This is a genomic window from Sinorhizobium sp. FG01 (assembly GCF_002531875.1).
Classification (GTDB): domain Bacteria; phylum Pseudomonadota; class Alphaproteobacteria; order Rhizobiales; family Rhizobiaceae; genus Sinorhizobium; species Sinorhizobium fredii_C.
On sequence record NZ_NWTB01000018.1, the window covers coordinates 1 to 13,226 of the forward strand.

Sequence of the window (13,226 nt, forward strand, 5' to 3'; positions counted from 1 at the left end):
CGTGACGAGGATCCGACTGCCGTAGTCGGCGCTCTTGCCATGTGGCGCGAGCTGTCTGGCTCGGCCATCATTTTCCTCCTGCCTTGCTGCAGGTTGAAGGGTAAGCGTCCGGTGAGCAGCTTCGCGCTGACCGCTCGCCTTTACTTTACCGAAACGGCACGTGCGATAACTTGCAGTTTAATCGCGTCAAAACAGCCAACATCGGCGAATGCCCAGAACAACGAAACGGCTATTGAATAAATTGCGTGAGGTCGAAGCGCTCCGACTTGACGGTCGCTCACTACTTCGGACGATTCGGAAAAGGTATAGTGGTTTTTTTATGGGATTGGTCCGTAATTTCGCGTTTCATCTCTCCGGGCCGCCGTTTCCCCGCCTTAGGAAAATCATCGCGATGGGAGGATGTATCGGCTATCGGCCGCGCCAGGGTCAGTGCGCGGGCGCGGGCGAGTGGTTGAGTTGAGCGCACACGGCAGCAGTCAGATCGGACGGTGAGGTCGCGGATCGGGCGCTTGACGGACTATGCCGCTCGCCACAGCAAGAAGATTCTTGATCCGATGCTGCATTTCGCTGAGCGAGAGGCTACTTTTCCCGAGCGCGGCGGCCATCGAGTCGCGAGCAATGTAGGTGAAGCCGGCGATCTCTCATCGCGATCCAGGATGTCGGGACATCGGTTCGATTTTCTGGCGAGCCGCAGGTGCTCGCTCTCGCTCTGGTGCCGAAGTTGCCTGCGTACACGCGTGCAAGCTCGGAGCATTGTCGAGCATAGATTGGAGCAATCATGGGGTAGTCGGCCGGGAGCCCCCACTTCTCACGATATTGCTCCGGAGTGAGGCCGTACCTTGCCATCAGGTGGCGTGTCAGAGATTTGAACTTTTCGCCATCCTCAAGGCAGATGATGAAATCGGCTGTCACCGACTTCTTGATCGCCACGGCAGGGCGCTGCTCAACGGCCGGCTCTGTCTGACGTCGCGGAGACGTGCCGCTCAGCGAGGAATACGTCTGCTGGGTAAGATAGGTAAGATCGCCGGCAGGAACGACATTGCGACTGAGATAGGCCGCGACGATCCGGCTTGTCAGCTCCAGCTTCCGCTCCTCGTTGCTCGGACGTGATTCGCTCAACATCGCCTCCTTTGTTTTCCTGCCGCTCAGACCGGTTCGCTCAACGTGCAGGTATTTCGGCCGGAACGAAGGGGGTGCCGGAGGGTGGGGGTGCTTTTCGGCAGATTTCGGGGCATTTTGGCTTGCGTGTCCCGTTCAGTGACCTCCTTAGCATTGCCAGACTCCAACTCGGTTTCTATCCTGACGCATGATCTGCACTTTACTGGTGCGCCTAAGCCCGAGGACACTGGAGCCGATGGCATCTCAGCTAGATATGTTTCCCTCGCCGCTTGAGCCAGGCGACGATGTCGTTGTGAAGCTGCGGCCGCGCTTGAAGCTGCGCGAGCCGAGGCACCTCGATGCCGAGAGCATGGCCCGGCACCTTGAGAAGAGCGGCAGCTATCGCGTGCTGCGTAAACTTGTTGCCCGCCAGATCGCCGATAAGCCGCGACCGGGATTTCCTCGCCATGGAGTAATTATTGACACCGAGACAACGGGTCTTGACCACAGCAAGGACGAGATCATCGAAATAGGCGCAGTTGCCTTCACCTTTAACGACGAGGGCCATATCGGCGACGTCACCGGTGTCTACGGCGGCCTGCGGCAGCCGACTGTCCCGATTCCCCCTGAAATCACCCGCCTCACAGGGATTTCCGAAAAGATGGTTGCAGGGCAGATGATCGATGTCGGGCTGCTTGGAGCCCTGGTCGACCCGGCCGATCTCGTGATCGCCCACAATGCCGGCTTCGATCGGCCGTTCTGCGAGGCATTCTCCAGCATATTCGCCGGCAAGGCATGGGCCTGTTCCGTCAAGGAAGTCGATTGGGCGACGCGCGGTTTCGAGGGTACCAAGCTCGGCTATCTGATTGGGCAGAGCGGATACTTCCACGACGGTCATCGGGCCGTCGACGATTGTTTTGCTCTGTTCGAGGTGCTCGCCGGCGCCGGCGGGGTAACGGAGCCAAGCGCTTTTACGGAACTGCTCGAGACAAGCCAACGCTCGCGCGTGCGCATCTTCGCCGAGCACAGCCCCTTCGACATGAAAAATCATCTGAAGGCTCGGGGATACCGCTGGTCGGATGGCAGTGACGGCCGTCCGAAATCCTGGTGGACCGAAATCAATGAGGAGGAGCTCGCCGCGGAGCTCGCTTTCCTGAGGTCGGAGATCTACCGGTGGGAAGAGGCCGACCCACCGATCAAAAGACTGACGGCGTTTGATCGATATAAGGCTTGATGGGGATGGCTTTGCCGCGCAGGCTCGGACGCCGGTTGTTGTTGAAGCCGAACTTCATCATGACGCCAGCGGCGTACCCCAGTCCGGCTTGCTCGAGGTTGGAACACTATGAAAGCACCGTGGAAATTTTTTGCCCAATTGATGTCGCGGCGACCCTCGGCGAAAGCGCAACAGAGTCCGATTGGGAATGACACCGATCCCAAAGCGATTGAGAGCGAAGTGGATCATACGTCTGCAATTCCGCTCAATTCGACGGTTTCTGCCGGCCCACCTGCTCACGGTGAGGAGGTCTCTATTGATCAAGGGCCGGTCGCATCGGATCAGGCGAAAGGCGATGACGATGTCGCGCCGGCACTAACCTCGCCGATCGATGCTGAAGAGGCTCAAACACCTGCGCGCCTTGAAGCTCACAATTCCGGTGCAGAAGCGAGATCGTTGCTGCCGAAAAGCAGGAATACAAAGTCGCTAAGAAAACCGCGAAACAAGCGTGGAGAACGCGGGAAGAGAGCCAAAGCTCACGTGGCTGTGCAGAGCGCTGCCGCCGAAACGGACCGTCGAAGGGTGCAACCACCGTCTTCACGGGATTTGTTCTTCCGTGACGTGGCAATACTCGACGAAGAAATCAAAACGCTGAGAATCCAACTCGCCCGAAGGCTTCATCTGCAAAACGCTCAGCTTAAAAAGATGCTCGAGCGATTTGAAAGTTCGTGAGCTTGGCGACGCTGTCGACAGGTACGCACTTGCGGCATCCTTGCTCGACGGCAAAACGCTCGCCGCCATCCGATTGAATGAGTTCGAGAGCCTGCTAAGCACGCGACCTCGTCGCAAAGCTGATCATGGCTTATCAAGCAAGGCTTCGCGACGATCTGGGCTGAAGTATTGTCGCTGGGCTGTCCTGAGGCGCAGCGGCGAATACTCTTGGCGCCTTCGCTTTCACGCGCCGGCTATCTTCACGCTTCAGGCAAGCTCGACATCAACTATCCGTAAAGCAGGATGCTAATGGTCGTGTTGACTCTGTCGTGCACTCAGCAGAAAACAGGCAATGACTAAAGGAGGAATTGTTGATGGCTGACGAGAGCAACACAGGACAAGTTGCTGCGACTATAGCGACGGACGCAGAAGGGAAAGCACCAACGGCTAAGAAGCAGAGGACGGCACGAGGCCCGAGAGCGGCTGCCGAACCGGTGCAAGCTACATCAAAGGCGTCGGCTGCTAAACGCAGGAGGTATAGCGAAGAAGAGCGAAACGACAAGCTCAAGCTGATCGAGACCCAAGTCGTCGGGGGCAGCACGCTTAAGGACGCTATCAAGAGCGCCGGCATATCGGAGCAGACCTACTATCAGTGGAAAGGTGCTGCCAAGCCCGCGGAGCAAAAGCTCACGAAGGGCACCAAGCCCGGTCCGGCCGGCGATGAGTTGGCAGATCTTGTCCAGCTCGAAGAGGAAAACCAGAGGCTCCGCAAACGACTGGCGGAAAAGTTGCGAGCGGAAAATGCCGAGCTGCGCAAGAGGCTCGGTCTGAAGTAACCGGGACCGGGAAGCAGGGCGACGTTTTTTGCGCCGCCGTGTTACGCCGGATGCTTGAGTTTGCCCACAGTTGAGATTGAGGCGGCAACTAAAGTCCCTGCTGTCCGCCCGCTCGTTCCAGGTGAATGCACGCCAGCTTCGCGTTGGCGATGAGTTGAAGCGCGCGGGGAAGGGCTGTATTGGTGCGCCAGCAGGAATGCAATGGCGCCGATCGGCGTTGCTCTCACAATTTGCTTGGGATTGAAAGTAGATGAAGACGCCGCCACGAAGCTTCGTTGTTGAATTTAAATCGGGGCGACGACAGCCAGCGGCGCGGACGAACTCGATCTGGGGAGATACAGATTTAAAGGCTTTGGCCCGCGAAGTTCAACAGAAGGCCCCACATTTGTTCACTGCCCATGAAGCACCCGGAACATCTGACTCGGGTGAAGCACTGCGCTCTGATCCGATCAATGGGTCTGCGGGAGAAACCGCAGACCCTGTCGAAATTGCTCGAGCAGCGACACCATCGACCGGCAGTGCAGGGCTTGAAACGCCGAAGCGGTCTGAGGCCGACCGTCTGGCCGCCAAGGCTGTCGCGTATGTTCAGAAAAGTGATACCGTCTTGAAGACTCGTCCGGCGCCACCGAGCACCGCGCGTGAACGCGTCAAGCGTGCCCCCGCTCAGACGATCGCACGCAATTCGACGGGTGAGCACCAGGATCTGAAGGCGCGGACCGAGGCTGCTGACAATCCGATCTCTCTCGACGAGCTTGCCGCCCTTGACGCAGACAACAAACGGCTCAAGAGGTTGCTGGCTGATCAGCTTCGTGCACAGAACCTTCGGCTCATGAAGATGCTTGAGCGATTCGATGCCGAATAGCGCGGTCGAACCATAGGGTCTTTGCGAAGAAATCCGCTGAGGCGCGACTTTCGCCGATAACGGTTCCGGGCGATCGTCCGAGATCACGCGCTCCTCGATCTTGAGATAGGGAAAGTCGGAACGGAGCTGCGGAAACCCATTTCACGCTCTTGTTGGCAGCGGAAGGGCACGCTCATGACGATCAACATATTGTTTCGCTCCTTCGGCAAGGCGTTGCCGATCAGCAGCGCTGCGACGCTGCCGGCGGCATATTGATCGTTGCCGATATAGACACTGCGGCGGGAACTGGGCAGATCCGTCGTCAGGCAAACGACAGGGATATCGATCGACCGAAGCTTTCGTATCGCTCGATTGATCGCCGGGTGCTCGCGCGCGATGATCACTGCGCCGTCTGCCCCGCTGCCGTCCTGCTCAATCTGGCGGGCGAGAGCGATGGGATCGACCTCGCTGGTGGTCACGTAGTGCCCTCGACCTCAACCCCAGCGACGCTTCGATTGACCCCCGGGGCAGCAGCAGCCATCGCGGCATTGAACGTTTCCCCAGAAACGCAAAACAGCCGGATCTGAACAGGCACATCGCCATGGAATGGTGGCGGCGCCGCTTGGGAGGCGACGAGGCGCCGCCACATTCTTGGCGAAGAAGTCGTTGCGTGTAAGCGACCGCGGATAACGGCTTGTCTCTCGCATGGTTCCAAAAACAGAAGTAAGCCTTGATCGCGCTTCCGCACAATATTATTTTAGAAGGCGTAGCGACGTTCGAAGCGGTTCCCTTGGATGGAACGGGCGAGAGCCAGGTAAAGTTGGAAGCGTCGCGATTGGAGCTGCAGGTGGTCGCCCCTCTGCAGCTCTGTCTCTGTTAGGACTTGTCCCCGAGCGCTCTTGACCATTTGCAGCCAATGAGCCTAGCCAGCGATTGATCAGGTTCGGCGCTATAACGGCAGACGATCTAAAGAAGAGGGGGCGAGACAGCGAGTTTGTCTCAACGCAAGAGCACGAAATTGCCTATCTCATGAAGGCCACGAACAAGGCCCGGGAAGAAGTGCTCACGGCCATCCGTGAAGTGGGACCCTTCCGCCAGATGGTGATGGGCTATCTCTCTAAAGACCCATTTGTGACTCGCTCAAGCGGCAAATGAGAGATAAGCTGGCCATGCTTTCCTTCATGAATAGTCGGTGCTCAGTCGCCCGCCGAACAAGCGGGCGCTTTTCTTTGGTCACCGCGTGGCGTTTGCGCCAGCGTTGCAAGCGCGTTTCATCCGATGATGAATCGGCGTTCTGGGACCAGCGCTCGGACGACGTCACCTTTGCGGATCTGATCGAGCGCGTCCCAACCCCCTTGCAGGTGATAGGGGCGGCTCCTCGAAACTACCGGGCTAATACTTTTGGGCTATCGACCGAGCTAGAAATGGTCCTAGATCGTGCGTTTGCGTTCGAACACCTAATCGTTTCAGAATCGATTTAGAGCGAGGCTCTTGCGAAAAGCTTGGGCCTCGCTTGTTCTGCCACCGCCTCCGGAAGGCAGATAAGTGCCGGCGTCACGTCGATCAGCTGAGCGGCTGATGCTCTGCCGCGCACCGTCCACGCGGGCTCTTTTTTCTCGACGCGACAAAGGGCGCGGGAGGCGATCCGCGCCGTCGGGCCTAGGCGGGAAAAGGTGATGGAATAACTCGGCAAAAAATAGACCCGCAACAAGCGAGTGCCCGCACCGGGGGACAGGACGGGCACTCTTAACAGGTTGGGGACCTGTGCCGCTGAGGGGTGCGGCACCATTATAAATCATCAGGCTGCCTCTTTGTTCCGCCACGTTGTGGTTGCGCCGGAGAGAGCAGGTCATGACGGATCTTTGGGCTGGGTGCCTTTGCTCGGAGCGGAAGAAGAAGAGGCGAGCTGGTCTACCGCGGTCTGCAACTCCTCGGCCTGGTGGATAATTCCGATGAGCTTCCACACGCCTATGACCATGCTCGTCAGCCACACCGAGTGAACTTAGAGCGTGAATGACCGCCTCGTTTGCTTTCTCGATCGGCGTGAGGACCGCAATCCCGGAGAGCAAACCTCCGATGGCTGAGAGCAGCAACACCTGCAGCCCATTGCCGGTTTATCCGTGGTCAACGGCGAGATCGGTATCTCTTAGCGGCCGATCATGACGGAAACTGTCGCGAATCGATCAGTTTCCGATAATTCAAAGTGGCTAATATATACAGCAACTCCGTTATGGTATTCAGTTTACTTCAGCAGCGAGCCTCAGGGGAGGTAAGCATGTTTCAGTTAAGCATTGGATTCGCATTTTTCGCCACCTGTGCTTTGGGGCTACAGCCGTTCACGGCAGTTGCTGCCGACGGCACCGAGATTGCGCGGGGGGAATATCTCGTGACAATTGGCGGCTGCAACGACTGCCACACACCGGGCTATTTCTTCGGAAAACCGGACAGCTCACGTTTTCTCGGCGGTTCCGACGTAGGTTTTGAAATCCCCGGCGAGGGCGTCTTCATCGGTCGCAACATCACGCCTGATAAGGAGACCGGCATCGGCAGTTGGACTAGGGAGCAGATAGTGACTGCGATCCAAACCGGTCAACGGCCCGATGGCCGCGTTCTAGCGCCAATTATGCCGTGGCACGCATTTGCGCATTTAACCGAAGAGGATGCCACTGCAATTGCAGCGTTCCTTCAAAGCTTAAAGCCGGTGAGCCATCAGGTGCCAGGACCGTTCAAGCCAGGGGAAAAGGTGTCAACCTTTATGTTCAGGATCTTGCCACCTGGCGAAACTGCAGCCGCAGCGCCAAAATAGCTTCGCTCTTGATCCATTCGCGAGGCGGTATGCCTCTTTTTGTCAGGCATCGGCAGGTAAACGCCTTTAGTCCTTCCCATCAAGCGCAACCCTCAACGTTCTGATGACGTCGGCCGCGTCGATAGGGCCCTTATTTCCTCCGGTGGAAGGTCGCCGGCGCGACCCGCCGCCACCTGCAGATCGATCACAACATCGTTCGCGCGGTTACCATTCAGAATTTCGACTGCTGTCGTTGGACGCAACCTCGCCTACTTTAAGAAACTGCGGTATATGGTGGCCGAACTGTCGGCCCCGGCTCTAGCAAGCGAAGAAGTGACCGAATACTCGGGTCTCAAACTCGAAGACTTCGTCCCGCTGCCTGTTTCCATGTCGGGAGAGACACTGACTTTACGAGCGCTGTCACAAATTGAACTTGGATGCAGCCATGGCTGCCCGACGGGAAATGGTCGAGTTCATTTAGTCCGCAAAGGCGATCGGGAACGCGGCGTAAGACCGACATGGGCGTTATGGTTACGAGCTCTATGCCTGGCATGGGGGCAAAGCGGCCAACCACGACTCCGCCTTTTGAGGGTTTGCGTTGTCGAGAGCGGCGCTACCGCCCCAAGGCTTGCGGCGGCAGTAACGTAAAACGTTCCCGTTCTGTGCTCGAATCATCGCGAAAGCATAAAGAATCGATCGGAACTGCGCTGCTGCTTTGGCCAGGGGCATTTCTGTCGGGTTAAGCGGTTAAGCGGTGCTCAGTTGTTTTTGATCTGCTCGACTGCAGCCGCTAGCAGCTCATCCATGATGCTGCGAATCTGAGTATCTGAGAGGATTACGCCGGCCGCATCGAAATCGGTTCTCACCTTTCGGAACACATCATCGTCCCCGGCCTCTTCGAAGTCTGCCTGAACCACGTCCTGCGCATAGGCGCCAGCATCCGTACCGGTCTTGCCAAGCTTTTCGGCGGCCCAGAGGCCGAGCAGCTTATTGCGACGGGCCATGGCCTTGAACTTGGTTTCCTCGTCCATCGCGAACTTCTTTTCGAAACCTTCCTGACGATCTCTTATGCTCACGGCTTAGCCTCCAGTTCCGGTATGATTTCCGACGTGCCCGATATCCGCCAGATCACGGGTTCCTCCAAACCGAGCATGGCGCGGTTGGACGATGCTCGCAAGTCCTGATTATGTCAGCCGGTGGACGCAAGCTCACGGCAATCCGGGTGGGGCGACAGCGAAGTCCTAGCGCCAGTCGTCGAGCACGAAGGCGTCGGCGCGACTGTAACCCGGCTCATTGGGCCTGTGCATTGTGACCCCTTGGATTTCAGTTCGAAAGCCACTCCCGACCAAGTGCCGGTACGCCTCATGGCGGGCCATGTTCACCCCGCCAGCAGCTTGGGCATCCCCTCTGCTACGGAAAGCGCCTCGCAGGCATGCAGCAAGCTATCGAAGGTCTCCCCAGCCGCCGATCCTGGGCGCACAGCGCCGAACTTGATGAAGTAAACACCGTCGCCTGCTTCGCTGCGTGGCCCATGGTGGCACACGGCAAAACCATCCAAGCCCGTACCCGCCATATCGCCGACCAGGACCGTCTCCCCAAGCTCCTGCGCCTCTACGGCCTGGATCTCCGCGCCCAGGTCGAGCCCGTCGTAAAGGGCGCCGGTCAGGTCACGGCAAGACTTCAGGCATTCCAGTCTCTGCTCCTCTGTCAGATCGGAATACCGCGACCAGAGCACCGGCTCGGTTTGGTTGTGACGGACCGGCGCCGACATGATGGCCGTGAGGAAACGCGCCCAGTAGCCGTACTTTTGGTACACAGTCCCACGTGCTTGGCGCTCTCGGCGAAGGTGAACAGGCCTGCATGCCGCGTGCCCGATGCATCGAAGCTCGCCGTGACGGCCTCGATGAGCCGCGGGCCGATGCCTCGGTCCCAAAGGTTGGGGCGGATCGTCAACGGTCCGAAGAAGCCGACGTTGCCCCAGCAGGTTGCGAAGTTGGAGCCCACCAGTTCACCTCCACCTCAGCGGCGAAGGCAGTGACATGGGGCGCCTGCCAGCGGCCACGTACGTAGTCGCGGTCGGACCAGAACGACGCAGGTTCAGGTGCTCCCAAGAAGGTGCCAAACGCCAGCAGGAAAATTCTTTCGGCTTCCGGCAGATCGGTTTCGGCCAGCGCGCGGATGGCTATGCTCGGTGCAGTCGTTCCCATATCGCGCCTCCTTGGTTCGTTAGGTATGCAGCGCCGATGCGCTGCCCAAGGGCGATGCGGTCGGGCTGTATTCTACTCTTCCCAGAGGAATAGTCACTTCGTGTCAACGCCGCCGCAGATTTCCCCAAAAAGTGCGGAAGTAAAATTCGCCATTTATACCGACGGGGTCGTCATGGAGAGATGGCCATTTTTCGGCGGATGCCCTTGGTTTCGGCGGCGGACTGAAGGCTTGCGGCGTGATCAGCGCCTTCGAGCGGAAATGCTCCGGCATGAGCTCGGCGTGCTGACGCAATCGATAGCTTGAACCCTCGATTTGCACGACGACGGCATGGTGCAGAAGCCTGTCGAGCAGCGCAGTGGTGACGACGGGGTCACCGAAGACATCGCCGCATTCGGCAAAGCCGTGATATGAGGTGAGGATCATTGCGCCGCGGCGATGACTGGCAGATAGCCGATTTCGTCGACGATCAGCAGGCTTGGCCTGCAGGGGAAGCGGATGCGCTCCTGCAGTCTATCTTTTCGTTCGGCTAGTGAGAGCGTGGCGACCAGATCGGCAAGCGTCGTGAAGTAGACGCTCTTTCTGGCCTTGACCGCCTCGCCGTCGAGAGCGGTAGCCAAGTGGCTTTTGCCCGTTCCCGGTGGGCCGAGGAAATGGACAGCCTCACACCGCTCGATGAAGCCGAGCTGTGCGAGGGTGAAGATCCGATCCTTGTCGAGCGAGGGCTAGAAGGAGAAGTCGAAGCCGGCCAGCGTCTTAATCGTCGCAAGCCGTCCCATCCGCAGCGCGGTCTTGATAACGGCTATTCTCGCGCAAGGTCAGCTCCTCGGAGAGCAGGATGTCGATCGCTTCAGATGCGGAGAGTTCGAGGCGGTGAACAATATGATCGAGAGCCTCGAGCGCGCGGGGCATCTTGAGGCCGACGAGATCGTGGAGAATGCGATCGATCATTGAGGATGCGGTATCGAGGGCGGCACTCATGAGCGATTCTCCCGTGCCATGGCTTTGCCGACGGCGTCATAGAAGGCCAGCGATCGATGAGAGACTCTGTCGCCAGCGCCCTGAAGAACGACGCTGCTGTCAGTGGACGGCGGCCGTGAACGCTGGGAGGCTATGCTTCGACGGTGATCACCGCATCGGGCATTCGAAAGCCGCACTCCTCCGATGGCACCGCGAAAACTGCTTCAAACATTAAGGCTGCAGTGATTTCAGAGCGAGCATCATGGGGTCCGCGGTTCGATTCTCCTCAAGGCGAGGGATAGGAGTCGACCTCCCGGAACTGGACGGCTTGTTGCCGCCTCCCAATCGTCTCAGTTGGGTAACCGGCGCGAGGTTCGGAAGGGCGGCTGCGGCGAGGGCCTCCACTCATGGCCCAGCGGGCCAAGGTCGGCCTTGGGGTTGACAGCGGCGGTACTTTTATGAGCTTTTGTATTGGGAATTCTCATTCTGTGCTCAGAAGATCGCATAATGTAACCACTGGAGCGACTTCGCCAGTAGGCTGGCAGGCCACCCCCGCTCTTACGACCTCGACGCAGGCCGGCCACATTCTTTGAATGCCAGAAATGCGTTCATGGCAAAGCAGCCGAAGCATCTTTTCCCTGCCTCGCGCGTTTCGCTGCACCAACGGGGGTTTGCATGCGTCTTTATCAATGCGATGTGAGCGGATTGCCGCTTTATTTCGACAACCATTTCAGCGTCGGCGCGAACAACGCACCCGTTGGATTCGTAGCGGACACCCTGACGCTGCATACCCTCACCAACGCTGGCGAAGGTCTTTGGCGGATCCCGTCGCGCCCAGACCGGCTTTGGAAGTTTTGCGCCAACGCGCCGATTGACGGTAGCAACTGGCTTGTAAATGCTGATGATCCAAACCCGCTGGCTATCCCCGCCCGCTACAACCGCATCATCCCCAGCACGGGCACGGCGCAAGGCCGCGAGCGATTCCACAAGATCGGAGCCGCCCAACGTCATCTCTTTTACTCCATCCTGCGTTTTGACATTCCCTGTCCCGATCGGGGCAGCGACCCCCACGGGGGTCTTGTCTTCGACTTCCTGGAAGACGCGATCGACGATCTTGGTCATTCGGTCCCGGCCATGACCGGACACGAGGATGGCCTCATCAGCATTCGCGCCGCTGAGGCGGACGATGCGGTGCGGGAGACGGTTCGCGTGTCGATGGGAGAGCCTTACCGCACACTGCTCGGCCACTTCAGGCATGAGATCGGTCACTTCTTCTTTCAGCAGCTTGTCGCAGGCACCGACATGCTTGCCGAAGCGCGGCAGCTGTTTGGCGACGAACGGGAAGACTACGACTCCGCCCTTCAGAAGCACCACGGCGAAGGAAGCTTTGTCGATTGGCGGCAGCGCTTCATCTCGGCTTACGCGAGCTGCCATCCGGCCGAGGATTTTGCGGAATGCTGGGCGCACTTCTTCCATATCGTCGATACGCTGGAATCGGCACGCGCTTTCGGTCTTTCGGTCGAGCCCTTCCGGCATCGCGATCTCGACGCCGAGGTAAAGTTCGACCCATACCGCGCCGAGAGCGCCCAGCAGTTGGTCGAAGCCTGGGTTCCGATCAGCTTGGCGTTGAACACGTTTCAGCGCTCGATGGGACAACGCGACATCTATCCCTTTGTCCTGGCGCCGCCCGTGATTGAGAAGCTGGATTTCATAAACAGGCTGATCAAAGCGGCACGGCAAGGCAGTCTTCGTCGGACGTCGCTAGCTGGATGAAAATGGGGCCGACGCCTCCAGCCTGTTCATGAAATATCTGCGTCGCGGCTCCGGGCCTGCGATATCGTAGTCGACGGTGGGCATCAAACTGAAATCCGGATCCGATGTCAGCCACCTCACCGAGGATGCGGTCGTGCTGAAGGACGGCATGGTGCTTCCAGCCGATCTCGTCGCTTATGCGACCGACTATGGATCGATGAACGGCTGCGCCGACCTCATCTCCGAGGAGGTCGCCGCCTCGGTCGGCAAGGTCTGGGGTCTCGGTTCCGACAGGCCGAAGGACCCCGGCGCCTGGGAGGGCGAGCAACGAAACATGTAGAAACCGACGCAGCAGGAGGCGCTCTGGTTCCATGGCGGCAACCTGCACCAGTTGCGTCACTATTCGCATATCTCTCGCTGCAACTAAGGCCCGCGCCGAGGGCGGTTTGCAGGAGCGTCACCGTGATCACCGGCAGGCCTGGCAGGAATGTAAGCAGCGCGCCCCCGGAGAGCAGCGCCACCGAAGGCGGCAGTCCAAGCCTGTGGGCGGCATAATGCAGCGCGATGACGAATATCACGATCACCAGCTCGAACAAGTGTGTTGGGTCCATCGGCCTCTGTCCTCATGGCTCGCACTACGGCGAAACCGGACCCCATCGTCACTACGATGAAAGCTTGGCCCCCTCCAGCGTCGGCGAACACCACCTCGACGATCGCCTTCCTCTGGAGCTTGGGCAAATCATGCTCGGTTACAATCTTCTCTGCGATTTCATGGTCGCTGCATTTGAAGATAAGGAACACGAGCTCAGCGGCACTGATCGCAGG

14 protein-coding genes and 2 pseudogenes are annotated in these 13,226 nt (G+C 58.7%); 9 read left to right on the forward strand and 7 right to left on the reverse strand.

Annotated features, from left to right (window positions below; genetic code table 11):
* A partial coding sequence (locus CO656_RS30565; protein ID WP_210202575.1) for a hypothetical protein occupies nt 1-240 on the forward strand: 240 nt, incomplete at its 5' end.
* Between the two features lie 339 nt (nt 241-579).
* Here the strand turns inward: CO656_RS30565 and CO656_RS24535 are convergent.
* Nucleotides 580-1,119, reverse strand: a complete 540-nt coding sequence (locus CO656_RS24535) for a MucR family transcriptional regulator (RefSeq protein ID WP_097527527.1) — start codon at nt 1,117-1,119, stop codon at nt 580-582.
* A 235-nt stretch (nt 1,120-1,354) separates the two neighbouring features.
* Here CO656_RS24535 and CO656_RS24540 point away from each other — a divergent pair, with 235 nt between their 5' ends.
* From CO656_RS24540 to CO656_RS24555, 4 genes are all read left to right on the forward strand, one after another.
* A complete protein-coding gene (locus tag CO656_RS24540) occupies nt 1,355-2,332 on the forward strand; it encodes a 3'-5' exonuclease (RefSeq protein ID WP_097527471.1) in 978 nt (325 codons plus the stop codon).
* Between the two features lie 108 nt (nt 2,333-2,440).
* Nucleotides 2,441-3,043, forward strand: a complete 603-nt coding sequence (locus CO656_RS24545; protein ID WP_097527472.1) for a hypothetical protein — start codon at nt 2,441-2,443, stop codon at nt 3,041-3,043.
* 353 nt (nt 3,044-3,396) lie between these two features.
* Nucleotides 3,397-3,858, forward strand: a complete 462-nt coding sequence (locus CO656_RS24550; RefSeq protein ID WP_097527473.1) for a transposase — start codon at nt 3,397-3,399, stop codon at nt 3,856-3,858.
* A 250-nt stretch (nt 3,859-4,108) separates the two neighbouring features.
* The gene (locus CO656_RS24555) at nt 4,109-4,720 is read left to right on the forward strand and encodes a hypothetical protein (protein ID WP_179864839.1); all 612 of its coding nucleotides are present in this window, start codon (nt 4,109-4,111) and stop codon (nt 4,718-4,720) included.
* Nucleotides 4,721-4,803: 83 nt separating this feature from the next.
* Here CO656_RS24555 and CO656_RS24560 read toward each other — a convergent pair whose 3' ends face one another.
* Nucleotides 4,804-5,178: a substrate-binding domain-containing protein gene (locus tag CO656_RS24560; protein WP_234819596.1), complete on the reverse strand. Its 375-nt coding sequence runs from the start codon at nt 5,176-5,178 to the stop codon at nt 4,804-4,806.
* A gap of 472 nt (nt 5,179-5,650) precedes the next feature.
* Between CO656_RS24560 and CO656_RS24565 the strand changes: the two genes are divergently transcribed.
* Together CO656_RS24565 and CO656_RS24580 are read left to right on the forward strand one after the other, a co-directional pair.
* Nucleotides 5,651-5,854 (forward strand): DUF3606 domain-containing protein, encoded by a 204-nt coding sequence (locus tag CO656_RS24565; protein WP_097527529.1) that lies wholly within the window; start codon nt 5,651-5,653, stop codon nt 5,852-5,854.
* Between the two features lie 1,120 nt (nt 5,855-6,974).
* Nucleotides 6,975-7,505: a cytochrome c gene (locus CO656_RS24580; RefSeq protein WP_037424549.1), complete on the forward strand. Its 531-nt coding sequence runs from the start codon at nt 6,975-6,977 to the stop codon at nt 7,503-7,505.
* A gap of 737 nt (nt 7,506-8,242) precedes the next feature.
* Here CO656_RS24580 and CO656_RS24585 read toward each other — a convergent pair.
* From CO656_RS24585 to CO656_RS31460, 5 genes and pseudogenes are all read right to left on the reverse strand, one after another.
* The gene (locus tag CO656_RS24585; RefSeq protein WP_037424553.1) at nt 8,243-8,560 is read right to left on the reverse strand and encodes a DUF1476 domain-containing protein; all 318 of its coding nucleotides are present in this window, start codon (nt 8,558-8,560) and stop codon (nt 8,243-8,245) included.
* A 302-nt stretch (nt 8,561-8,862) separates the two neighbouring features.
* Entirely contained in the window at nt 8,863-9,300 is a 438-nt protein-coding gene (locus CO656_RS30570; RefSeq protein WP_202862274.1) for a hypothetical protein, read from the reverse strand.
* Between the two features lie 133 nt (nt 9,301-9,433).
* Nucleotides 9,434-9,691 (reverse strand): hypothetical protein, encoded by a 258-nt coding sequence (locus tag CO656_RS30575; RefSeq protein ID WP_202859980.1) that lies wholly within the window; start codon nt 9,689-9,691, stop codon nt 9,434-9,436.
* Between the two features lie 240 nt (nt 9,692-9,931).
* A pseudogene (locus tag CO656_RS31455) lies at nt 9,932-10,393 on the reverse strand (ATP-binding protein).
* Between the two features lie 52 nt (nt 10,394-10,445).
* Entirely contained in the window at nt 10,446-10,670 is a 225-nt protein-coding gene (locus CO656_RS31460) for a hypothetical protein (RefSeq protein WP_348627682.1), read from the reverse strand.
* A gap of 654 nt (nt 10,671-11,324) precedes the next feature.
* Between CO656_RS31460 and CO656_RS24605 the strand changes: the two genes are divergently transcribed.
* Nucleotides 11,325-12,422 (forward strand): putative zinc-binding metallopeptidase, encoded by a 1,098-nt coding sequence (locus CO656_RS24605; protein ID WP_104840911.1) that lies wholly within the window; start codon nt 11,325-11,327, stop codon nt 12,420-12,422.
* Between the two features lie 4 nt (nt 12,423-12,426).
* Nucleotides 12,427-12,862: pseudogene (locus tag CO656_RS30370) on the forward strand (NAD(P)/FAD-dependent oxidoreductase); the annotation flags it as partial.
* Nucleotides 12,863-13,226: the final 364 nt, after the last annotated feature.